A 22,816-nucleotide genomic window follows, 5' to 3' on the forward strand; every position below is an offset into this window, starting at 1 on the left:
CGTAGGGATCGTCACCGCATCCCACGCCGCCCGCGCCAACGTCTCACCATCCACCTCCGGGGCGGGAGCAGACTCGCTTGCGGGAACATACACAGGACCATTCGAGGTGAACTGCCCGAAAAGCTGCAAGAACTCAGTCACATCATCACCGTTGTAGTACTCCCAATCGCACCACGGCCTATACCAGTAACCCTCCTCATCGTCCGCATAGGAGTCGTAATCGGGATACTCAGACTCGATATACGACCGGATACCACCCCAGTTGCCGTGCACCGAATACTCCTCCTCCGCCTGCCTGGAGTCAATCCACTCGGCGACCTCCGCACCCGTCCGATCCGGCTCATACCAGCACACCGGATGTACCGTGGCGGTCACCGACTGCGACCACGCCGAAGCGCCACCGCCAGAACCAGCCGACCCATCCGCCGCAGCAGATGTGGACGTCGCTGTGACCGTCATCGTCACCGAACCATCCCCACCCTGCACGACCGAACCAGACGACAAACCAGAACCAGTGGGCGTGTCTCGAAGCCTTTGCGCCCATGCGTTCGGCGCGATCACAGCAGAGGCAAATACAGAAAGGGCGACTATGGCTGTTACCGCCACTCGGTTTTTGCGTTTCATTGTTCACGCCACGCATTCGTTGGTCGATAGCGTTGTTTCATCCGATTCTTTCCAGACCCCATCATCGTAGATCATGGTTATAAGCACCTCATAGCGGCCTTGGAGTGTTTCTGGGTCACTGACGTCGTTACCGTCAGCGTCGTACGCTACGAGGTCCGAGTGGTCACCGCAGATCAATACCTGAGCCTTACGTGCGTCGAGTGCAAACACCTGATTCACCGAAACGCGGACTACTCCGTCCGTACGCTCGTCCCCTAACTGTTCGTAGCCTTCCTTTAGTACCTGAAACTCCTCTGTGGTCATGAGGGGTTCGGCGTTTTCGACGCCGGTGCCGGTGAACCAGATGTTCCAGGTGACCTGGTCGTAGTTGACGAAGGCCTTGAGCACCTCGGTCTGATGCTCATCCAGGCCCTCGGGTATGGAGGTGACTTCGTAGCGGTCGGTGGACAGCGACTCCGCCGTCACCACACCCGCCGCCTCCGCAGAAGCCGCAGCCGACGCAGACGCCTCAGCAGCGGCAGCGGACTCTGCCGCCTCCGCAGACGCCGCAGCCTCCGGATCATATGTAGGAATACCCAAGGGGTTGTCGTCCGACTCCGACGAGCACGCCACCAGAGGAGTGCAGGCCAGCAGCAGCGCCAGCAGGCCAACAACCGGCCTGCTCCGACGAGGGCGAGACATTCGTACTTGGGGTCGCATAATCGATGATCTCCTTTACCGACTCACAATAGTAGCGGACGCAAATCGGTCAAGCCGACGGCACGCAGGACGAACACACAACCAATCACACACGACAAGCATCAGAAACCCTACGCCAGCAAATACACCTAGGCACACCCAAACTCGCATATCACCAGACAACAACAAGCCAGCGAGCTGTGAGACCGACACGCCCACTACATAAGCATAGAACACAGTCATCTGACAACCTCCGCCGCATGGCCCTCGTCATAGCCAAAGTTGTAGCCGTTGGTGATCCTGACATCAAGATCATCCATGGTGGTATCTTGAACCTGTCCATCCCAACTCATGTATTCGTGGGCGGCTTCTGGCGTCATGGGGTCGGGGGCGGTGATGGTGGGTTGCCCGTCAACCTCGTCGTAGAAGGAGAACGGGCCACCGTTGTTACCGGTGGCGGCCGCCTCCAGCGTCTCCTCGCTCAGCAGACCGTACTTAGCGGCATCAACGTAAGCTTGAGCCTGCAGTACCGTATTCATGTCTGCGGCGTTGATGGTGTCGGAAGTACTGTTGCCCGTGCGCAGCTCAGCAATGCCGTCGAGATAGCCCATGCTCCTTGCGGCGAACAGATACTGCCCGAGCAGGGTAGCTTCGGGGGTGGCAGCAGTGGGCATTTCCGCGTCGATTTGGTTGTGGTGGTATTGGATCATGCCGGCGACTAGCGTGTCGGCGGCGCTCTCATCATCAATAACACGGTACAAGACAGTCTCGAACTGTGTGTCGGTAACCAGGCCAGACAGACCATATACGTTAACTCCTTCGAGCGAGCCGCCGCGCGCCATGTCAGCAATCTCGTCAGGGCAGTTGCCCAGTAGTGCAGCGAGGTTCTGCTTCATCGCATCGGTGTAATCCTTGAGGGGTGCCTGGTCGACGGCGAACTCGATCGACCTGGCGGTAACCCAGGTCGCCGCCGCGGCGGTCTCCTCATCCTGGCTGCTACGCATGGTCGACGACGCGGCCATCGCCGCCGTCAGCTCCTCCATGGCAGTAGAGCCCCAGCCACGGTCGGTGAGCTCCTCCCATCGCTCGGTGGTCTTCTTCCCTGGCTCCCACCTGCCGTCGGTCAACTCGCCGTCGGGGGTGAGGTAGTCCAAAGCGGCCTGGGCATTGGTCTGGTCGCTGATGCTTGTGGCGCTCGGGCTGAACCCGGGGATGTCCAGGCCGCTCTGGTCAGCCCCCAGTGAGCAACCCACCAAAGGAGCGCAAACCAGCAACAACACCAACAAGGATGCGGTCAGGTGACGCCGGCGCGAGATGGTTATGCGGGTAAAGAATCGCATAGTAGATGACCTCCCCACAGTTCGATGCGGTGGTGGTGGCCGACTGCCCGCACCAACCCCGAATACGGTTTCAGGTATGGTCGAAGAAACGTGCGCGCGGCAAATGCCAGGAGTGCTACGAGGGTTACTACGCCCAGGTGTGCCCGTGTACGCATATCCCGTCGCAACGTGACGGCGTGCTGCAAAAATGCCGCACTCAGGACGAGAATGTCGGATCGAATCATTGAATGACCTCTGCGCTCTGGCCCTGCTTGCGGCCTGTGTGATCACCCGCTTCGATATTGACGTCAAGACTGTCCATGACCGAGTCGTGGATCAGGTCTTCCCAGTTTATGTATTCGTGGGCGGCTTCTGGTGTCATGGGGTCGGGGGCGGTGATGGTGGGTTTCCCGTCGACCTCGGTGTAGAAGGAGAATGGCCCGCCGTTGTTACCGGTAGCGGCCGCCTCCATGGCGGCGTCGCTGAGCAGGCTATACTGTGCGGCATCAACATAGGCCTGAGCTGTCAGCACCCTCTTCATATCGGCGGCGTTGATGGTGTCGGAGGTGCTGTTGTTGTTCGTGTGTAGTTCGGTAATGCCGTCGAGGTAGCCCATGGTCATGGCTGCGTTCCTGTACTTCCCGAGCAGGGTGGCCTCGGGGTTCGCAGCCGTGGGCATTTCCTCGTCGATTTGGTTGTGGTGGTATTGGAGCATGACGGTGACCAGTGTGTCGGCGGCGTGCTCATCGTCGATGACGCGGTACAGCAGGGTCTCGAACTGCTCGTCGGTGACCAGGCCAGACAGACCATACAGGTCCGAACTCTCCAGAGACTCACCACCCGCTAGGGCGGCGATCTCGTCTGGGCTGTTGCCCAGTAGAGCGGCGAGGTTCTGCTTCATGGTCTCGGTGTAGTTCTTGGGGGGTACCTGGTCGACGGCGAACTCGATTGACCTGGCGACCGTCCACGTGGCCTTTGCGGCGGTTTGCTCGTCTTGGTCGGTGCGCATGGTCGACGCCGTGGCCATGGCGGCCGTGAGCTCCTCTAATCCGGCAGGGCCCCAGTCGCGGTCGGTGAGCGCCTCCCACCGCTCGGTGGTCATCTCCCCGGGCACCCACCGCCCATCGCTGATCTCACCATCAGGGCTGAGATACTCCAAAGCGGCCTGGGCATTGGTCTGGTCGCTGATGCTTGTGGCGCTCGGGCTGAACCCGGGGATGTCCAGGCCGCTCTGGTCAGCCCCCAGTGAGCAACCCACCAAAGGAGCGCAAACCAGCAACAACACCAACAAGGATGCGGTCAGGTGGCGCCGGCGCAGGGCAGTCTCGCGAATTGTGGGTCGCATTTTTTGATGGCTCCTTGCGGTTCGATATGGCAGTGAGCTGGGCGTCAGCCCCAAGTCGGAGGAAGGTATAGATTCGGGCGTAGATGAGGGGATAGCGATGCGCTTATGCGAGCATCGGAAGCGTCATAGTCACAAACACGCTCAGGCATGCATGCGCACACGAACTCGGCGATCAGACGGCGGGCTGTGGGGTCTACATGTGTGGGGGAAGGAAAAACGGGCGGGTTCATTTGATCACCTTGGCGGCCTTGCCCTCTTCGTAGCCGCTGTTGCTGCTGGCTGTATCGATTGTGGTATCGAGGGAGTTCATGGTTGAGTCGTGTACGTCCCCATACCAGATCATGTATTCCTGGGCGGCTTCTGGTGTCATGGGGTCGGGGGCGGTGATGGTGGGTTTCCCGTCAACCTCGGTGTAGAAGGAGAATGGCCCGCCGTTGTTACCGGTAGCGGCCGCCTCGATGGTGGTGTCATTGAGCAATCCGTAGTTCGCAGCATCAACGTAGGCCTGAGCTGTCAGCACCCTCTTCATATCGGCGATCTCGATAGTATCAGGCGTGTTCCAGTCACGGGTCAGCTTATCAACGACGATGGGCTTGGCGATGGTGGATCCGGTGCTGTACAGCAGTGGGCCAGCTACCGCCATGCCGGTTCCGCCCGTTACGGCGCTTACCCCGGTACCCAGTACCGTAGAGAACACGCTCAGTGCGGTTCCCATATTGGACTTGGCATCAGCCTGTGCGGCGCTGTCGTCACCTGCACGCAACTCGGCAATGCCATCAAGGTAGCCAATGGTCTTGGCTGCGAACGTGTACTCACTGGTCAAGGTCGCCTCGGCTTCTGATGCGTCCGCCGCAGCCATCGCAGTGTCGATCTGGTTGCGGTGGTACTGACCCATGGCGGCGGCCAGGGTGCCGGCGGCATTCTCATCATCATTGACGCGGTACAACAAGGTCTCGAACTCCGCGTCAGTGACCAGGCCAGACAAGCCATAGCGCTGGTTAATTTCCAGTGATGTGCCACGGGCCAGGCCGGCGAGCTCTTCGGGGCTGTTGCCGAGCAGCACTGCGAGGTTCTGCTTCATAGTGGCGGTGAAATCGGCTTCCTCGACATGATCGACGAAGAAGGGGATGGCCTGCGCGGTCATCCAGGTGGCGCGCTCGGCGGCATCGGTCGGCGCCTTCGGGTCGCCGTCGGCACCCCGATAAGCGGAGGCAGCGGCCGTGGCCGCACTCAGCCCGTCCAGCCCGGCACCACCGTGGTAGTCCCAGTCGCGCTGCCTGAGCATCTCCCAGCGCTTCTCGATATCGGCGTCGTTAGTGCCGTCGCTCGTGAGATATTTCAGGGCGGCCTCGGAGTTAGAGCCCATCGCTGTCAACACGCCGGCCAACGGGTCCGCGGTATAGAACTCGCCGTTCGCGAACGGCGGAGGTCCGGAGGCGGGAACCGAGGTGGGATCGATATCCTCAAGATTTTCAGCGAGCGCGCCAAGGAACCCTGTGCCGTATGCGGTATCCGGTACCGACAACAGTGCGTTGAGCGCCGTCATCGGAGATTCGAGTTGCCGCTGGCTGATATCCGGGTTCACTGCGTCGGTGAAACCTGCGGCGAGGTCGGCTCCGCCGACCTGATCCTGGCTGGCGGCGGCGAGTATGTGAGAAAGAGTCTCCACCGACTTGCTGAACTGTTCGCCACCATCATCTCCGTCATAGCTAATCTGGTAGTGGCCGTCCAGCGCATAGACGAGTTGCAGATACTCTTCAGCGGTGTACTGATCGGTGAAGGACGCCCCGTAGGCGGGGATATCACGGTGTTTGGCCGCCTCGTTGAGGATCTGCTCGACCGTACGGCCATCCTTGGCGGTTCCGTCCAAGCTGCCGAGAGCTTGGTCAAGTGCAGCGGCGTCGGCCTTAGCCGCTTCTGCCGCGCCGGTGTTGTAGGCGTGGACGTTGGCGGCGGTGTCCATGTTGCGCCAGTAGGCGGCTTCGTCGGTGGTGCCTGGGGGTGGGTCGGGTAGGTAGTAGGACAGGGTGCCGTCGGGGTTGGTCATGGTGATACCCGACTCGTTGATGTCGATGGCTTCCTGACGGCGGGATCGCAACTGGTATGCCACTTCGCGCAGTCTGGCGACGTTTGCCGATATAGTGGTGTTCCCGGGTGCGGGATTGAGCAGGTCGGGGAGCGGTTCGGTGTCGGTGACAACCGACTCCACCGGATCGTAGTGGTACTCGCTGCTACGACGTATTGCGCGGCGAGCGCCGTCTGCGGCGTTTGCGTAGTCGTTGATGTTGTTGATTACGGTTTGCATGGCATCGGTGTCGATCTTGATGTAGGCCATGGCTTCGCTTCTAGTCTCCGGGGGTTTCGGGGCGGGTTGGGAACGGGGTCAGATGTTGGGCCATCTGGCCTGTTCGGAGTCGGCGGGAACCTGATCTTGTCCGGTATTGTAGATGGCGTTCTCCGCATCTGTGAGGTCGGTGACAATCTGTGAAATCGCTTCCTCCGCGCCAGTCTGGGCCGAGTCGATGGCGGTGCGGTAGTCGTCGGCCAACGGTGAGGTCCACACGTCGTCGGACAGGCCCAGTGACTGTGGTATTCCCAGGTACCCGGTTATCTGGACTCCACCTTGGGTTGTTGGGGGCGGAGTCCACTCGGCCAGGCCGCTTTGCGACCGGGTTGCCTGCTCCTTAACGTCCTGGATCGCCTCCAGCTTGGGGTTGTTCACCATGAGAGTGCTGTCGCCGTCGTTATCAGTAGAGTCATCCTCGTAGTAATAAGTGGTGGGCATCGCGATCTCGGTCCTCGGAGGGGTGGCGGTTCGGGAGGGGCGGGACGCCCCGGTAACGATGGAGTCAACTTACCCTAAACGTAACGCCCCCGTCACAAGAAGACTGGTCGGTAGTCGTCCACCAGCGCCAGGGTGGCCCCAGCGGAAGGCGGGCGCTGGCGGACGACTACGGGGCGAGGGCGTTGGGTGCGGCTGTCACGTGTGGTTGACATTGGTGCCGCTTCTCGTATGTCCGGCAGTCCTGGCAGTTGCTGTTGCTTGCGTGTGACCTGGGGTCGTGTGAGACTGTATGACGTCCCGATAACGTACTCTTACCCCGAGGAGTTGCTCATGGCTCGTTTCCCGAGTCTCCCGACTGGTTCAGCCGGGCTACGCCGCACCGCCGCGGGAGCGGCGGCGCTGCTTCTGGCGTGTGCGCCTCTGGTGGCGTGCTCGTCTGAGTCGGACGACAACCCCCTGGGTATCCCTACCTACGATCCGGAGGCTGCCGCGTCGGCGGAGGCGTCCGAGTCGGCTGCCGCCGCTGAGGCGTCCGCGTCGGCCGCGGCTTCTGCGGAGGCTGCTGGTGTGGTGACGGCGGAGTCGCTGTCCACCGACCGCTACGTGGTTACCTCCATACCCGAGGACCTGGACGAGCAGCAGACCGAGGTCCTCAAGGCCTTCATCAACTACGACCAGGTCACCTGGAACATCTGGTTCACCCGCACCGGCGTAGAAAACGCCGAACCCCTCATGACCGCAGAAACCTACCAGAACCTAAGGGATAATCTGGAAGCGGCCGGTGATGGGTACACGGACGGAACCGTTAAGACATCCGTAATTGAGGTGTTCGCCGTGGCTCCATATAAGGCGCAGGTTCTCGTGTGTGACGATCAGTCGGATCTAGTTGACTATGATGCGGCCGGCAATGATGTCAGCAATCCAGAGACTCTTCAAGGTCGTTACGAAATTCTTGTCACTATGACCTACGAGGATGGAGTCTGGAAGGAATCAGAAGAGTTTTTGCGTTCGACTAATAAGTGTACGGCGTGACCAATGAGGCCGATGAAGCTAATATTAGTAGTTGTACTTGCTCTGTTGCTGTCGCTCGTAGGTGTGACGGGCGTCGAATCCTTTGCCTGGGCGCATGAGAACCACAACTGGGATTCTGGTTCTGGTTCGTCGTCTGGTTCGGTTGTGCAGGGTGGGGATGGTTCGGTGACGATGACGGTCACAGCGACGTCCACATCTGCTGCGGCGGATGGGTCGGCTGGTTCTGGCGGTGGTGCTTCGGCGTGGTCGCAGTCGGTGGCGGCCACGGTGCATCCGGTGTGCTGGTATGAGCCGGATCGGACGGGTGCGGAGGTCGCGCAGTGGATTGACTCCGGGCAGGCGGAGAAAGAATCTTCAGTGCATGGCAACTGGGGTTATGTGATGCCGTACCTGAGGGATCAATATCCGGACTATGAGTCGTATGCGGACGATGAGGAGGGTTACTGGTATAGGCCGTGGTGCGATTGGACGTACTACAACGGTGACGATCCGATGGAGTACCAGAAGCTGTTCGGGCAGTTCACCTCGAATGGTCCTGTGTATGTGCCTGCCGGCGAGTCTGCTCCCGCCCCGGAGGTGGATGGTGAGACGTTGGCGCGGGCGGCGTGGGATGCGGTGACGATCCCTACTGCGACGATTTCGTATAACCCGATGGTTGGGGATGTGGGGGCCACGATTGTGGGTATGGATACCTGGGTGTGGGCGACGGGTGATACCCCCAAGGAGGTGCAGGTGACGGCTACGGCGGGGTCTACGACGGCCACGATCACGGCGACCGCGAAGTGGTTGACGTTGCAGCCTAAGGACGGGACCGCCAAGTGCACCGGCTTCGGCATCCCCTGGACTGAAGAGAACGACGCCAAGGGTACGGACTGCCTGATCGTGTTCAACCGGTCCAGTGCGCATTTCAAGGACGGTGTGACTCCGGTAGACATCAAAGTGTCCTACGCGATCACCTACACCGCCACCGACGGTGCTTCGGGCTCGATGGACACCCACACCACGTCCACGACCACCAGCATTCCCGTGGCTGAGATCCAAACTCTCAACACCCAACCAACCAAACAACCATGAGACGTCAGGTGAAGCCTGCAAGCCTCGAGCCTCGGCCGGGCAGTAGGATGCCGCGTTGGGGCAGCCGAGCTTCCCCGTAATCAACATCCGCGGAATAATCCTCGCACCAGGTCAGTTGCCGCCTGTATGAGCAGTCACGACACCGCCGTCTCCGACGACGCTCTTGCAGTCCTCTTCACCGACGCCCACACGGCCCGCTCGTTCCGGGACGAGCCGGCCCCGATCGAGCAGGTGCGCCGCGCCTACGACAACGCGCGCTGGGCGCCCACCGCCCTCAACTCCCAGCCCATGCGCCTGGACCTGCTCGCCTCCCCGGAGGCCCGCCAGCGGCTCGCCCCACTGATGGCCGGGATCAACCAGGAGCCGGTCCTCGGTGCGCCGCTGGTGCTGATCGTCTCCGCCGACCTCGCCCTGGACCAGTCCATGCGCGAGCTCGGCGCGTCCGAGCAGATGCTCGAGCGCCTGGCCGGCTCCCTGGAGATGCGCCAGGGACTCGCCCGCGACTCTGCCCTGATTCAGCTCGGCTACCTCGTGCTCGCCCTACGCGCCGAGGGCCTCGACGTCGGCGTCATGACCGGCGCCGACCTGCCCGGCATCGACGCCGAATTCCACGCCGACCGCCCCTGGCAGACCATCGCCGTCGTCTGCGTGGGGCACGGTGACGCCGACGCATTCCACCCGCGGGCCGGCCGCCACGACTTCGAGACCGTTTCTCAGGTGCTCTGAGCACCGGCCCGACCGGTGCATACTCCGGCCGCCGGCTGCTAACGTTCGGGGTGTCCCGGTGCGAGTGAGGCCGGGAAGCGAGTACGGGTCGAGGAGGACTCATGGGACTGGGATGGTTCGGCGCCCCCGAGCACAACCGCTGGCTGGCCGAGGAGACACATGCACTACTGCGCTACGCGCGGGCGGCCAAGGTGCCCGCCGGCTTCGGCTGGATCGGCACCGACGGCGTCGTCGACACCAGCCACCCCGTCGAGTTGTGGATCACCGGCCGCATGACCTTCGCCTTTTCCCTGGGCGCCCTGCTGGGCATCCCCGGCTGCCGCCGCTACGCCGACCACGGCGTGCGCGCCCTGAGCAGGGTCATGCGCGACTACGAGCATGGCGGCTGGTACTCCGCTGTCCGCCACGAACTCGACGACGACGGCCACGGCATCCCGGTCGACGCCGACGCCCGCAAGGAGTGCTACCAGCACGCCTTCGTGCTGCTGGCCGCCGCCACCGCGACGGCCGCCAACCGGCCCGGTGCACACGAGCTGCTGTTGGACGCCATGGAGGTGCAGAACCGCTACTGGTGGGATGACACCTACGGGCTGCCCATCGAGTCCTACGCCGCTGACTTCACCGACCCCGAGAACTACCGCGGCATCAACGCCGCCATGCACACGGTGGAGGCCTACCTCGCCACCGCCGACGTCACCGGGGACGTCACCTGGCTGACCCGCGCCGTGCAGATCATCGACTTCGCCGTCAACGTTCAGGCGCGTGCCCACGACTGGCGCCTGCCCGAGCACTACGACACCAAGTGGCACCCGCTCCTGGACTACAACCGCGACGCCCCTGCCCACCCCTTCCGCCCCTACGGCGTCACCCCCGGTCACGGCCTGGAGTGGTCGCGCCTGACCGTGCAGGCCCGCGCGGCGCTGGTGGCTCGCTCCCTGCCCACGCCCGACTGGATGCTGGAGGCCGCCGAGCAGTTGTTCGACCGGGCTCGCACCGACGGCTGGCGGGTCGACGGCGGCCCCGGCTTCGTCTACACCACCGACTTCGACGGCAACCCGATCGTGCACGAGCGCATGCACTGGGTGGTGTGCGAGGGCGTGTCGGCCGCCGCCGCCATCCGGCAGGCGCTGCTGGACGACGGTCGCGGTGAGATCGATGTCGAGCACTACGAGCACTGCTACCGCTCCTGGATCGACTACGCCGAGGAGTTCCTCATCGAGGCTCCGGGTGTGTGGACCCACGAGCTGAATCAGGCCAACGAGCTGTCGACCCGCACCTGGGAGGGCCACCCGGACATCTATCACGCCCTGCAGATGACGCTGGCCGCCCGCATGCCGGTGTGGCCGACGGTGGGGCAGGCGCTGAGCGAGGGCCTCCTGGACCGCCCCGACCGGCCCGCCCCGGCCCCGGACCAGCAGCGCGGCCAGGCGCGCCGTCGTGGCCTGTTCGGGCGGGGGTGAGTGGTAGCCGGTAACGGCTACGTATGTGCCTGGAGCGGCGTCGGAGCAGACCGGTCGGTATTTGTGCGGTGGTATAGCCTCAAGACCCTGGCCGCATGAGGAGGACGTGATGACGCCGGAACGGGCTGTTTCATTGAACAGACAGAGCACTAGGCCGCTGTTCGCTCAGGTTATGCAGTCCCTGCGGACGGCCATTGACTCCGGCGAGTTCCAGCCCGGTGGCCGTATCCCCACCGAGCTGGAACTCGCCACTATGTACGGGGTCAGTCGGATCACTATCCGACACGCCATCGAGGAACTGTGTGAGCACGGGCTGCTCGTCAAGCGTCAGGGCAAGGGAACTTTCGTCAGCCAAAGCAAAATCGCCAAGAAGATCGAGCACATCTCCAGCTTCTCCGAGTCCTGCCGGGCCAGCGGAATGACGCCTTCTGCCAAGGTATTGGCCCGGACCTTGCTGGAGGAAACGCCCTCAGCCTTCACTCCGCCACCAGAGCTCACAGAGGTGCAGGTGCTGAACATTCAACGGTTGCACTATGCCGACGGCGTTCCGATCATGATTGAGGACAACTATTACCCATACGAGCGTCTGCCCTTCCTGCTGGAAGCACCGCTCGAGGACTCGCTGTTCGAGGTCCTGGCCGAAAACGGCGTACGGATCGGTGGGTCGCGCAACTCCTACATAGACGCGCTCGCGGCCACCGCCGCCCAGGCGGAATTGTTGCAGGTCCTGGTCGGGGACCCGCTGTTCTTCTTCTACCGGGAGATGCTCGATGACGCTGGGCAGCTCATCTATGTGGGTCGTCAACATATAACTGCTGCCCGCTACCGTTTCAACTACGACATCGCCTAGATGATTGATTTCGGGGCGAATTGTCGAGATAGCCGGCGTGCCACCCCCTAGACGCCGTGGCGTCTCCCTCGCCGCCTCAGCCCTGCTCGATCCGGGCGTGCAATCTGGCGTGCGTGCGCTCACGTCGGGCTCGTGCGCGGATAGCGGTGGCCCACGCCTTCTCCCGGGCCAGCTCCAACAGTTCATCGTCACTGTACCGGCCAGAACGCCGGATCGCGTCACGTCGAGGTAATCACGGGTCTCAGCCCGCGAGAACAGGGCGCCAATCTTATTTCCGACCGCATCCTCGACAGCCAAAACGGGGCCGACTTGCAAGCGCACGGGCGGGTGGGTGCGCCAGTCGACGGCCAGGTCGACGTCGGTGCAGAGCCCCTGCCGACTAATGACGGTGAACTGGGCGAAAGCATCCTGTCGATGACGAGTCTCGACGGTGAACAGATCCATATCCTCCGTGGGCCGGTCGATCAAGCCGTGCTCACGGATCGCACCCGACCCGGCCAGGGTGAAGCCGCTTACTTCGCCAGCAGCCTCCAGGGCCAGGCGCGTGATGCGGCGCTGTTCCTCCTGCGCGCCGCTCACACGGCCGCTCACAACTCGGAAAACCGTCCCTCCCACAAGTCGCGCACACGCGCATCCATGTTCAGGATCGGCCACGTCTCGATAAGCCGATCCCGGTTCATGAACCGGCGTTGCTCGTCAGCGGTTCCCTCGGCGAGCAACGCCTGGTAGGCCATACGCCGCCAGCCAACCACACCCACATCTACGCCGAGTCGATCGGCCTGCCAGCGCACGGCATGCGGAAGGTCAGTAGTACCGTTGTACGGGCCCTGCAACTCATCGAGCGAGGCGGGGAGCCTCGTAGGGCTTGATGTCGCGGAACCTCACCCGAGCTGCTCGGCGTACTCGCGCATCCAGGTGGCGTCTTCGTCCGTCAGCTCAACCGACAGGGCGCGCACATTTTGCGCGAGTTCCTCAGGCTTGGTTGAGCCGGACAGGACTGTGATGTGCGGGTTCTGTGCCAGGATCCAGGCTATGGCAAGGTCGGCCGTGCCGCAGTTGTACTTATTCCGTAGCGGCTCCCAGGCCTCCACCATGTCCAGGGCCTGCTCCAACCGAGCCTGCTCGAACCACTTCTTCCCGTATCGGGCCGTGCCGGGTTCCGGCTGGTAGCCGCGTGGGACAGCGCCGGCAAGGATGCCCATCTCCAGCGGGGAGTAGGCCTGGACCGTCACGCCATTCGCAATGCACGTGGGCATGAGCTCCTGCTCCACCGCCCGATCCAGGATCGAATAACGCATCTGTACGATGTCGAGCTGCCCGTACCGCAGATACTCGAGCACCTGCTCGGCGTTCACATTTGCAGCGCCGATGGCACGGATGCGACCGGAAGCCTTAAGGTCCATCAGGCAAGCGACCGTGTCGGCGATCGGGGTGTTGTAGGGCGGGATCGCAGGCCAGTGGGTCATGTAGATGTCGATGTGGTCCGTGCCCAACCGTTCCAGGCTCTGGTCGATCTCCCGCAGGATCGAATCAGGTTCCAGAGACCGATTGAGGACAGTGTCTCCTACCCGGTTGAAGAATGCTCCTGGGGCGTTCCACACGAGCCCGCACTTGGTGATGAGTACGTACTCATCCCTGCGGCCGGCGATTGCCTTGCCGACGATTTCCTCGCTGCGCCCGAAGTTGTAACCGGGCGCAGTGTCCACCAGGTTGACTCCCAGGCTAGGTGCGGCTTGGATCGTGGCAATGCCCTGCTGCTCGGTATCGACTCCGCCGAATGCGGGGCCACCCCCGATGGCCCAGGTTCCCAGGCCGATGCGAGACACATCCTGTGCAATGTCTCCGATTCGCATATTCGCTCCTCGTTATCTTTTCTGCTCTCTACTTGATGTCTTGCGTACGGTTACTCGCTTCACGTGCCTGTGGCATCAATGCCGGCAATGAACTCCTCGGCCTGCTCTAGCGACCGCACGGCAGCGGTGGCACCCAGGCGGGTCACCGACAGGCCGGCGACTCCATTGGCGAATACGGCCGCATCGATTGAGCTCATGCCGCGCAGCAGGGCGCGGATGTAGCCGGCGGCGAAGTTGTCCCCGGCGCCCGTGGTGTCCACGGCGTCACGGCCGACGGCGGGGACAATTTCGGTGATGTGGGCGTTGTGCACCAGGCACCCGCGCGCTCCGACCTTGAGCACCGTGTTGCCGACCCCGTAGCCCTCCAGTATGGTGGCCGCCTCGAGCTCGTCGTGGGCTCCCGTCAGGGCGATGGCCTCGGACGCGTTGGGGAAGAAGTAGTCGACATACCCCAGGGCCTCGGCTATCTCCTCGATTCCCGCGCCGGTACGACTGGGCACCATGTCGGCGCACACGGTCATGCCCGCAGCCTTTGCCCGGTGGAACAGATCGGCAATCCATGCTCCGGACAGCAGAGGATTGTTGAAGATCGAGCCGAAGGAGAGGATCTTTGCGAATCCGATGCGGCCGGAGACATCGAGATCGCTCTCCTCGGTGAGCCACAGGCTGCCGTTGCGGTTGGTGATGAAGGTGCGCTCACCATCGGGCTGGACCAGGCCAACATTCAAGGACGTGGTGAGGCTACGGCGCACGTGTACCCGGGATACGTCTACGCCCTCGGAACGAGCTGTCGTCGTGATGAAGGTGCCAGCCGCGTCGTCTCCGACCACGGTCACCAGCCCCACTCGGGCTCCCAAACGGGACAGGATGATGGACTCGTTCAGCGCGTCTCCTCCTACCTGCATGGAAATGTCGTCAACCGGGTAGGAGACGGTGTCGAAGACGGTTCTGTCGACCGGGTGCAGCGGGATGTCGACCACCGAGGAGCCGACGCACAAGACGTCGAGGTTCGCCATGGTCATCGCCTCACTTCAGGGAGTCATCAACCACGACGACCGCCTTGGTGAACGATCCGGGGTCACTCACGGTTGTCTCGAAGGCGTGTTGGATGTCCGCATATGCGAAGTGTCGGTCGATCAGCTCTGACACCCTCAGGGCGCCGGAGCGGATGAGCTCGATCGTGGTCGGGTAGGAGTTGCAGTACCGGAACACGGTCTGGATCGTCACCTCGCGGTTGATCGCCAGGAATGGCACCGGTGCCTCGCCGGGGACCGTACCCACAACCATGAACCTGCCGCGGCGCTTGACCACCTGCAGACCGAGCTTCACGGTAGGCACTGCACCGGCTGTCTCGAATACGACGTCGGCCCCGTACCGGCCGACTGCCTCCTTAATCTGGGCGACCGGGTCGCCTTCGCCGCTGTTCACCGTGGTGTCGACGCCCAGCCTGCGCGCGGTCTGCAGCCTGCTCTGCTGCAGATCGACGGCGACGATCTTCCGGGCACCCGCCATGCGGGCGACCATGGAAACCATGAGGCCGACGGCGCCCGCTCCAAGGATGACGACGGTCTTGCCCAGGAGCGCGCCCGCCATTTCGACCGCGTGCACGGCCACCGAGGCCGGCTCCACGAGGGCTCCCTCATCAAGGCTGAGTTCATCGGGCAGCGGGAACACAAGCGTGGCCGGATGCACCAGGTACTCGGTGAAGGCACCTCGGTAGTTGGGTGCGGTGGCCATGAAGTCCACATTCGGGCATACGTTGTAGTGCCCGGACAGACAGAACTCGCAGGTGTAGCAGGGGATACCGGGCTCGACGCAGACGCGGTCGCCGGCCTTCAATTCGGTCACGTCATCGCCGACCTCGACTACGACGCCCGCGGGCTCGTGCCCCAGCCCCACCTCCTGGCCGGGCTGCGGCGGAATGTAGGGACCGGACTTGAAACCGTGCATGTCCGAGCCGCACATTCCGACCCGGGCGATCTTGATCAGAACCTCGCCGGGGCCGGGTGTCGGGCGCTCGCAGGCCTTGATGGTCATCAGGCCGGGGTGATCGAGTACGGCCTTTGAATTGGTGCTCATGTGTGTATCTCCTCTTTGAGAAACTAAGCGGCTTCTGCCGTGCGGATAGGTAGTGCCATCTCTTCGACGCTGCGTCCCCGCGTCTCGATGCCGAAGATCGCCAGCACCAGTGCGCAGGCGCTCAGCAGCAGCCCCAGGACGACGAATACGGCGATGACGCCGAACTCGGTCAGCAGCCAGGCCACCAGGTAGGGCGAGGCGATGGCGACGACCCGGCCGATGGAGTTGGCAATGCCGAGCCCGCGCATCTTCTGCGCGGTCGGCCAGATCTCGGGCGCGTATACGGCCGACGAGAAGCTGTTGTAGATATACAGGACGACGATCATCAGGGTGCCGATCGCCAGGATCGTGACTTCGGAGGTCTGCCGGGAGTAGACATACCCCAGCACGGCCACCAGGACGATGAGCCCCGGTCCGAGGACCTTGCGGGGCAGCAGGTCCATGATCAGTGTGGAGATGAACACCCCCACCGGAGCGCCGATCATCATGATCATCGACATCGCCAGCGACTTGGAGATGTCGATCCCCTGGTTGACGAAGATGGTCGGCACCCACTGGGTGATGGTGTACAGGGACAGGTTCATGGCGATCAGGGTCGCCGTGGCCACCAGGGTGCGGCGGCCCAGATCACCGGTGAAGAAGGCCGGCAGTGGAACTGCGACCTTGGTCTGGGCGGACGCTGCGCCCGTGGCCGGGGCCGCGTCGCTTGTGCCGGAACCATTGGGGCGGGTGGCTGCGTCGTCGGGGCCGTTGACGACGATGCCGCTGCGGGCGGCGGCCCTGCGGACGATGGCGACGCCGTCGTCGTCCCTCCCCGAGGCGATCAGCCAGCGGGGAGACTCCTCGAGGTGGATGTGGACGACGACGAGCATCACCAGGGACAGGACCCCGGCCACCACGAACACCGCCCGCCAGCTCAGCGCCGGGATGAGCACGGCAGCCAGGATCGCGGCGATCAAGGGGGAGAGGTTTCCCAGCAGGGAGATGCGGGCCGACCAGGTGCCGCGGACCCGGGCGGGCATGAATTCGGTGAAGGTGCCGTAGCCGAGGACGATGCCGCCGCCCATGCCGATACCCATCAGCCCACGGCACACGATCAGGAAGATCATGCCAGGGGCGCAGGCCGCCGCCAGCGCCATGGCGCCGAATACGAGGATGCACAGCTCGTAGGTGCGCTTGCGCCCGATCCGGTCCCCGAGACCGCCCGCGGCGAGCGAGCCTACGAAGAAGCCCATCATCATCGCCGACGAGAAGAAGGCGTTCCAGTAGTTGTTCGACCACCCCCGGTCGACCAGGTCGGCCAGGACCGAGTTCCCCGACGAGTTCAGAATGCCGTTGAACTGGAGCGCCAGTCCCAGCACCCAGAACACCTTCCAGTGCCAGCGGGACACCGGCAATTGCTCCAGGGTGGCCAGCGCCTGTGCGGACTCCATCTGATGGGCTGCCGAATCCATACCCGGCCGGCCGACCTGCCGACTCATTGTGCCTTCAGCCCCTCAGGAGTCGGCGCGCGTCCGTCGGCCACCCGGTTGAGGTCGCCTGCCACCACGGGCATGGCGTCGGCGTGACCGGCGGAGCCCAGCAGCTCGATCTTCTCCAGGGCGCGCTGCTTGAGCGCCGCACGTACGCGCAACTGCGTGTTCACGTAGTTGGTGGACGTGTCCTTGACGATGGCGGCCATAGCCGCCTCCCCCAGCTCGGAGTGAATATTCACCTTGGCGACGCCGTTGGCGATCGCCCGGCGCACGTCGTCGTCCGGGATGCCGGAGGCGCCGTGCAGGACGAGCGGGATGTCAACGGCCTCGCGTACCGCCTCCAGCACGTCATGGGCGATGCGCGGCGGTGAACTGTAGGGGCCGTGGATGTTGCCGATGGCGACCGCCAGTGCGTCGCAGCCTGTGCGCTCCACGAACTCCGCGGCCTGTGCGGGATCCGTGTACTGGTAGTGCGCCAGGACCTCCTCGTAGTCGCCGTAGTCGCCCACGTGGCCCAACTCGGCCTCCACCGGGACCCCGCGCGGGTGGAAGTAGTCCACTACCCACTTGGTCTCGGCGACATTCTCCTCAAATGGCAGTTTTGAGGCGTCACGCATGATCGCGTTATTGCCGTGTACGTAGGCGTTGTGGACGATGTCGAAGCTGCGCCCGTGATCCCAGTGAACGATGGTGGGCACGTTCGCATGCTCCGCCATATTGCGCATCAGCCAGGCGAATTCCTCGAACACGACGTTGCCCGTGAAACTGGTTCCGAAGGAGATGATGACGGGGGAACGTGTTTCCTCTGCGGCGTCCATGACGCCCATGAGCATCTCGGCGTTCCAAGTGTTGAAGTGAGGTATGGCGTACCTGTTCGCCTGCGCGTGGCGCAGCCACCACGCCAAATCTGCCAGCATGTTGTCGTTTCCCTTCCTGAAACCGGGGTTGGAATTAGTTGATGGAGTCAGTCGTCGAAGTCATAGGTGAGGACGACCTTGATGGCGTCCTTGGCGGCCATGGCCTCGAAGCCCTTCTCCCATTCGGAGAGGCCGAAGCGGTGGGTGATCATCGGTGCGAGTTGAACCTTCTTGTGGTCGACCAGTCGCAGCACGTTGCGCCAGGTGGTCGAGTCGTAGGCCATGTGACCTATCAGCGAGATGTTCCACTCGGTGATGCGGTTGATGGGGAAGTTGAGTGGCTTGAAGCCCATGCCGGCGCGGACGATCTCCGCGTTGGGGCGCACCATGTTGATGGCCTGCTCCAGGGCGATGTTTGCGCCGGAGCACTCGATCACCAGTCCGAGGTTGTCCTTGCCGCAGATCTCCTGGCACCGGGCGACGACGTCCTCCTGGGAGCCGTTGACCACGTGCGTCGCACCGAGCTGCTTGGCGACCTTGAAACGAGTGTTGACGTCGGCGTCGAGCCCCACCAGCACGATGTTGACCGCGCCCATCAGCTTGGCGACCTGCACGGAGTACAGGCCCAGTGGACCGGCGCCGATGATGACGACGTCCTGCCCGGGCTTGAGGTGGGTCTGTTCGGCCACGGCCTTGTAGGAGTTGCACAGCGGCTCGATGGCTGCCGCCTGCTCATAGGGCAGCCAGTCGGGCAGCTCCCAGATCGCGTGGCGATGGATGCGCAGGATCTCACCGGGGATGATCGCGTACTTGGTGAATCCGCCGCCCCAGCGGTTGTTGTCCAGGCCGATGTTCACCTTGCTCTCGCAGCACAGGAAGTCCGCCCGCTCACAGGCGGGGCAGGTGCCGCAGACGTGGCCGGTGTTGTCCGAGACCACGCGCTGGCCAACGTGCCAGTCGGTCACCTTGGGCCCGACCTTGACGATCTCGCCGGCGAACTCGTGACCGCGGATGGAGTTGAACTCGTCCGAGCCGTTGTCGACGCGGAAGTGCTTCATGTCCGCGCCGCAGATGGTGGCGGCTCCGACCTTGACGAGCAGGTCCTCGTCCCCGATCTCGGGGACTGGGACGTCGATGAGGCGGTATCTGCCGAATTCCTTGCCGTAGCGTGCAAGTGCCTTCATGATGATTCCTTTCTGGATTGTGTGTGAAGTGCTCAAACCTGGTGGATGGAGAATGGTTAGGAAGGGGGCGGCTGAGCGGGCGCCGGTGCCCCTGGAGTGCCTTGCCAGGACGACGCGGCGAATTAGCTGAGGTCGACGTCGGAAATCGACTCAATAGACGCCCCACGGCTCTCCACGCCGAAGACGGCGATAACGACTGCGGTGACAACCGCTGTAGCCCCGAGGAGAATGAAGACTCCGGTGACACCGGACGCGTCCAGCAGGGCGGCCACCGCATATGGGGAGAGGATTCCGCTGACGCGGCCGACCGAGTTGGCCAGCCCGGAGCCACGCAGCTTGGCCGCCGTCGGCCATATCTCCGGGACGTAGACGGCCGAGGCGAAGCAGACGAACATATAGACGAAGATGATCAGGAAGAAGCCAACGACGGACAGCGCGGTCATTGAGGTCTGCAGCGAGTAGACGTATCCCAGCACCGCGATTATGAGCAACAGCCCGATACCGAATACACGACGCGGGAAGCGGTCGATGATGAATATGGCGATGAAGATGCCGATGGGTGCCCCGAACATACTCATGGTGTTCAGCACTACGGAGTCGGCCAAGTCGATGCCCTGGGAGAGCAACATGGTCGGTAGCCAATTGATGAGTGTGTACTGGATGACGTTCATGGCGATCAGGGCGAAGGAGCCGACGATAACTCGTTTGAGCAGTTCGCCTTTGAACAGGGCGCTGTAGGGGAGGTTCACCTGGCCCTGGGTCTTCGCGTGCTCCTCCACGGCGTCGGCTGCCGGCTCCAGCGTGATGCCCTTCTGCCGCTCGACATCGGCCTCGATCTTCCTGAGCAGTTCATTCGCCTCCCGGTAGCGGCCCTTGGACTCCAGCCAACGCGGTGACTCGGGGAAGAGTCGCCAGACGATGATCAGGACGATCGTTGAGGTGAAGGCCGGGATGATGAACTGGATGCGCCAGTTGGCCTCGGGGCTGACGACTCCGACGAGGTAGGAGGCGATCAGTGAGCAGATCGGGTAGGACCAGTTGCCGATGAAGGATGCCCGGGAGGACCAGGAGCCGCGGTCCCGTGAGGGGACGTACTCCGTCCAGGAGGCGAACAGCACGGTGAGTAGGCCGCCGAGCGCCATCCCCATGAACACCCGCACGATGATGAGGAAGGTCATGTTCGGGGAGGCGGCCGCGACCAGCATGGTGATGATGTGAAAGGCCACGAATCCGAGGAAGCCGTTGCGGCGTCCCAGGCGATCGCCGATCGCGCCGCCGACCAGTGCCCCCACGAACATCCCGGCCGTGGTAAGCGAGGAGAAGATCGCGGACGAGGAGTTGTCGGTCCAGCCGATCTCCGCAAGCACTGCTAGAACCAGTCCGCCGATGGCGTTGCTCCAACCTACGAGCAGTCCGAAGGCGACCATCCAGTACACCGACCAGTGGAAGCGGCTGGTGGGCAGTCGGTCAAGGCGGGCGCCGGCGTTCGGCAGTGCGTCTGTGGGCTGAGTGAGTGCCGGTGTGTGTGCCATGAGCTCTCTTTCGTGTCATGCGTGTGGTGGAGCGGGGCGCCATGGGGCTGAGGCAGTGGTCCTGACACCGTCGTTGGTGAGGCTGCTCGAGGGGGTGCGCGATCCGTCTCTGGATATGACGTTATATAACGTCATATCCGCAACGATACTGATCTGGCGATGTGGTGTACAGGGGACGAAGGTCCTGTTTTGTGACTAGCGTTATGGCCTGAACCGCGCGCTGCGATGGGTGGTGCGGGGTGGTAGGGTTTCGGCACGTACCTGGAGAGGTGACAGAGCGGCCGAATGTGGCGGTCTTGAAAACCGCTGTGCGCCTAGCGCACCGGGGGTTCGAATCCCTCCCTCTCCGCCACGGGCGTGGGTAAGCCGTCGCCGACGGCACTCCGCGGGGCTCCACGGCGGGTCGTTGCCTCTGCGCGTGCGCTGGGGTAGGCTCATTGGGCCGATCCGGCAACTGGAGATGTCGCATAGTGGCCTAGTGCGCCTTCCTGCTAAGAAGGTTGGGGATAAAACCCCTCGGGAGTTCGAATCTCCCCATCTCCGCCACCGCCCGTGCCCATACGGGTGCCTCGGAACGGGGGTGTGATGAGCAGGACCACGCACATCGAAGCGCGCGGTGCTTCTGGGTCGTCACGCCGCGTGCTTTTTGGTGACGTCAAGCCCTATGCGGTTCCCGACAGCTTGGATGATCTGCGCGGGCCGGCAAGCGGCAGCATCGACTTGCCTCACGCTCTGCTATGGGCGCCCGGCGGCGGTCATGTGGACTTAGATGAGGACGGCGGCGTGAACCTGGCCTACCGGGTTGCCATAGCCGAGGGAACTGTTGCCGATCAGGTTGCCATCCTCAACCGGGATCGGCTCGTGTCGGTTTGGTCGGAACTGCTGCTGCCTAGGCGTGCACGCGAGCTCTGGGAGGTTCGGTTCCCGCAGCTCGGAGGTGGGAAGAGCGCATGAGCGTAGAGCGGGACGTGCAGCGGGAAGTCGCGCATATTGCTTTGACCACGCTAGCCGGGGCTGGCTTCGTGCTGGCGGGCTCTGGTGCCATTCGTGAGCACGGGGTGATCGAGCGGCCGACAGAGGATGTTGACCTGTTCACGACGATGCAGGACCCAGTGGAGTTCGACCGAGCTGTAAAGCAGGTCGTGGGTGAGTTACACAGGCGTGGCTACGGCGTTGACGAGGTCCGTCGGTCACCGCAGTTCGCAAGGTTACGGGTTAGCGTTCACGGCGGGGCGCAAGTTGAACTTGATCTGGGGGTGGATTGGAGAGAGAACGATCCCGTGCCCTTCGCCATCGGACCTGTGCTCAGCCTGAGGGACGCGGTGGCCAGTAAGATCGACGCCCTGTATTCCCGGGGCGAACCGCGTGATTTTCTTGACGTTGACGGCATCCGCAGGTCGGGGGAGTTTGCCGACGGCGTGCTCGTGGACGCCGCGGCCGAGCGTGATCCTGACTTCGACATCGACATGTTTGCTCGTCAGCTGGAAGCGGTCAATCGTGTGACGCCGTTGGATGTCCGCCGGTACGGTGTCACTCCGGAACAGCTCGAAGAGGTCAAATCGCGCTGCCTTCAGTGGGCCGCGGCATTACGCCGAAGTCGCGAGCAGTGAACGCCCCGGCCATCGCCACGCCCGCCGACGGCGCCGCGGCCGTGGGAGTCGCCCGCCCCTCTCAGTCGCCTCCGGCGGGGCGCGATACCCGTTACCTTGTTTGTGGTCGCCGGTGAAGGAGTGCCGGTGGCTGGGCCAGCCGCTGTGGGCATGATGTCTTGCCCCTGTCGTTTGATGATCCGGGGGGCGAAAGTCACCCATGGTGGCGGGCGGATGGTGATCGCTGATTAGGGGAACGGACCAAGGCGCCTTAGCCTTAGAGTCCTTTCGCAGGCGTGGGTGCGGGGCCGTCTGCCTGACAGGCTGACCCACCAACGCACGAGAGAGGCGCGC

The 22,816-nt window shown here is 63.2% G+C and carries 20 protein-coding genes, 2 tRNA genes and 1 pseudogene; 10 read left to right on the forward strand and 13 right to left on the reverse strand.

The genetic code is table 11. The features are described 5' to 3' along the window. The 6 genes and pseudogenes from DRB06_RS15915 to DRB06_RS14905 all read right to left on the reverse strand — a co-directional run. A pseudogene (locus tag DRB06_RS15915) lies at positions 1–624 on the reverse strand (hypothetical protein); the annotation flags it as partial. A 3-nt stretch (positions 625–627) separates the two neighbouring features. After that, the gene (locus DRB06_RS15920) at positions 628–1,323 is read right to left on the reverse strand and encodes a hypothetical protein (RefSeq protein WP_146750919.1); all 696 of its coding nucleotides are present in this window, start codon (positions 1,321–1,323) and stop codon (positions 628–630) included. A gap of 218 nt (positions 1,324–1,541) precedes the next feature. Further along, complete coding sequence (locus tag DRB06_RS14890) at positions 1,542–2,642, reverse strand: DUF6571 family protein (protein ID WP_111820377.1); 1,101 nt, start codon at positions 2,640–2,642, stop codon at positions 1,542–1,544. A gap of 220 nt (positions 2,643–2,862) precedes the next feature. Then, positions 2,863–3,966: a DUF6571 family protein gene (locus tag DRB06_RS14895; RefSeq protein ID WP_111820378.1), complete on the reverse strand. Its 1,104-nt coding sequence runs from the start codon at positions 3,964–3,966 to the stop codon at positions 2,863–2,865. Between the two features lie 226 nt (positions 3,967–4,192). Then, positions 4,193–6,301, reverse strand: coding sequence for a DUF6571 family protein (locus tag DRB06_RS14900; RefSeq protein ID WP_111820379.1), 2,109 nt, complete (start codon positions 6,299–6,301; stop codon positions 4,193–4,195). A gap of 48 nt (positions 6,302–6,349) precedes the next feature. Further along, positions 6,350–6,751 (reverse strand): hypothetical protein, encoded by a 402-nt coding sequence (locus DRB06_RS14905; RefSeq protein WP_111820380.1) that lies wholly within the window; start codon positions 6,749–6,751, stop codon positions 6,350–6,352. A 330-nt stretch (positions 6,752–7,081) separates the two neighbouring features. Between DRB06_RS14905 and DRB06_RS14910 the strand changes: the two genes are divergently transcribed. The 6 genes from DRB06_RS14910 to DRB06_RS16295 all read left to right on the forward strand — a co-directional run bounded on the left by DRB06_RS14910 (position 7,082) and on the right by DRB06_RS16295 (position 12,622). Then, positions 7,082–7,783 (forward strand): hypothetical protein, encoded by a 702-nt coding sequence (locus tag DRB06_RS14910; protein WP_146750920.1) that lies wholly within the window; start codon positions 7,082–7,084, stop codon positions 7,781–7,783. A 45-nt stretch (positions 7,784–7,828) separates the two neighbouring features. Then, positions 7,829–8,857 (forward strand): hypothetical protein, encoded by a 1,029-nt coding sequence (locus DRB06_RS14915; RefSeq protein ID WP_258522288.1) that lies wholly within the window; start codon positions 7,829–7,831, stop codon positions 8,855–8,857. 126 nt (positions 8,858–8,983) lie between these two features. After that, entirely contained in the window at positions 8,984–9,583 is a 600-nt protein-coding gene (locus DRB06_RS14920; protein WP_111820383.1) for a malonic semialdehyde reductase, read from the forward strand. A 101-nt stretch (positions 9,584–9,684) separates the two neighbouring features. Beyond that, on the forward strand, positions 9,685–11,043 hold the full coding sequence (locus tag DRB06_RS14925) for an AGE family epimerase/isomerase (protein WP_111820384.1): 1,359 nt from the start codon (positions 9,685–9,687) through the stop codon (positions 11,041–11,043). A gap of 109 nt (positions 11,044–11,152) precedes the next feature. Beyond that, positions 11,153–11,893 carry a GntR family transcriptional regulator gene (locus DRB06_RS14930; RefSeq protein ID WP_111820385.1) on the forward strand — a complete coding sequence of 247 codons (741 nt, stop codon included), beginning with the start codon at positions 11,153–11,155 and terminating at the stop codon, positions 11,891–11,893. Positions 11,894–12,307: 414 nt separating this feature from the next. Next, positions 12,308–12,622, forward strand: a complete 315-nt coding sequence (locus DRB06_RS16295; RefSeq protein WP_181575286.1) for a hypothetical protein — start codon at positions 12,308–12,310, stop codon at positions 12,620–12,622. A gap of 152 nt (positions 12,623–12,774) precedes the next feature. On the opposite strand, the gene DRB06_RS14945 is transcribed toward DRB06_RS16295, so the two are convergent. The 7 genes from DRB06_RS14945 to DRB06_RS14975 form a co-directional block, all read right to left on the reverse strand. Further along, positions 12,775–13,746, reverse strand: a complete 972-nt coding sequence (locus DRB06_RS14945; protein ID WP_111820386.1) for an aldo/keto reductase — start codon at positions 13,744–13,746, stop codon at positions 12,775–12,777. Positions 13,747–13,805: 59 nt separating this feature from the next. Further along, positions 13,806–14,762: a carbohydrate kinase family protein gene (locus tag DRB06_RS14950; protein WP_111820393.1), complete on the reverse strand. Its 957-nt coding sequence runs from the start codon at positions 14,760–14,762 to the stop codon at positions 13,806–13,808. A gap of 10 nt (positions 14,763–14,772) precedes the next feature. Next, a complete protein-coding gene (locus DRB06_RS14955; protein ID WP_111820387.1) occupies positions 14,773–15,825 on the reverse strand; it encodes an NAD(P)-dependent alcohol dehydrogenase in 1,053 nt (350 codons plus the stop codon). A gap of 23 nt (positions 15,826–15,848) precedes the next feature. Further along, a complete protein-coding gene (locus DRB06_RS14960; RefSeq protein WP_111820388.1) occupies positions 15,849–17,306 on the reverse strand; it encodes an MFS transporter in 1,458 nt (485 codons plus the stop codon). Next, positions 17,303–18,217 (reverse strand): ketose-bisphosphate aldolase, encoded by a 915-nt coding sequence (locus DRB06_RS14965; RefSeq protein ID WP_111820389.1) that lies wholly within the window; start codon positions 18,215–18,217, stop codon positions 17,303–17,305. The genes DRB06_RS14960 and DRB06_RS14965 overlap by 4 nt, the downstream gene beginning before the upstream one ends. Positions 18,218–18,264: 47 nt before the next feature. Next, positions 18,265–19,341, reverse strand: a complete 1,077-nt coding sequence (locus DRB06_RS14970) for a zinc-binding dehydrogenase (RefSeq protein WP_111820390.1) — start codon at positions 19,339–19,341, stop codon at positions 18,265–18,267. Between the two features lie 122 nt (positions 19,342–19,463). After that, positions 19,464–20,873 (reverse strand): MFS transporter, encoded by a 1,410-nt coding sequence (locus DRB06_RS14975; RefSeq protein WP_111820391.1) that lies wholly within the window; start codon positions 20,871–20,873, stop codon positions 19,464–19,466. A 263-nt stretch (positions 20,874–21,136) separates the two neighbouring features. On the opposite strand from DRB06_RS14975, the gene DRB06_RS14980 reads away from it, so the two are divergent. The 4 genes from DRB06_RS14980 to DRB06_RS14995 all read left to right on the forward strand — a co-directional run bounded on the left by DRB06_RS14980 (position 21,137) and on the right by DRB06_RS14995 (position 22,483). Continuing rightward, positions 21,137–21,225 (forward strand) — tRNA-Ser (locus DRB06_RS14980). Between the two features lie 104 nt (positions 21,226–21,329). Next, positions 21,330–21,419, forward strand: a tRNA-Ser gene (locus tag DRB06_RS14985). 36 nt (positions 21,420–21,455) lie between these two features. Further along, complete coding sequence (locus DRB06_RS14990) at positions 21,456–21,827, forward strand: transcriptional regulator (protein WP_199912545.1); 372 nt, start codon at positions 21,456–21,458, stop codon at positions 21,825–21,827. After that, positions 21,824–22,483: a nucleotidyl transferase AbiEii/AbiGii toxin family protein gene (locus tag DRB06_RS14995; RefSeq protein ID WP_220093037.1), complete on the forward strand. Its 660-nt coding sequence runs from the start codon at positions 21,824–21,826 to the stop codon at positions 22,481–22,483. Before DRB06_RS14990 ends, DRB06_RS14995 begins: the two co-directional genes overlap by 4 nt. Positions 22,484–22,816: the final 333 nt, after the last annotated feature.

The sequence above is a fragment of the Actinomyces sp. Z5 genome (assembly GCF_003287795.1).
Classification (GTDB): domain Bacteria; phylum Actinomycetota; class Actinomycetes; order Actinomycetales; family Actinomycetaceae; genus Actinomyces; species Actinomyces glycerinitolerans.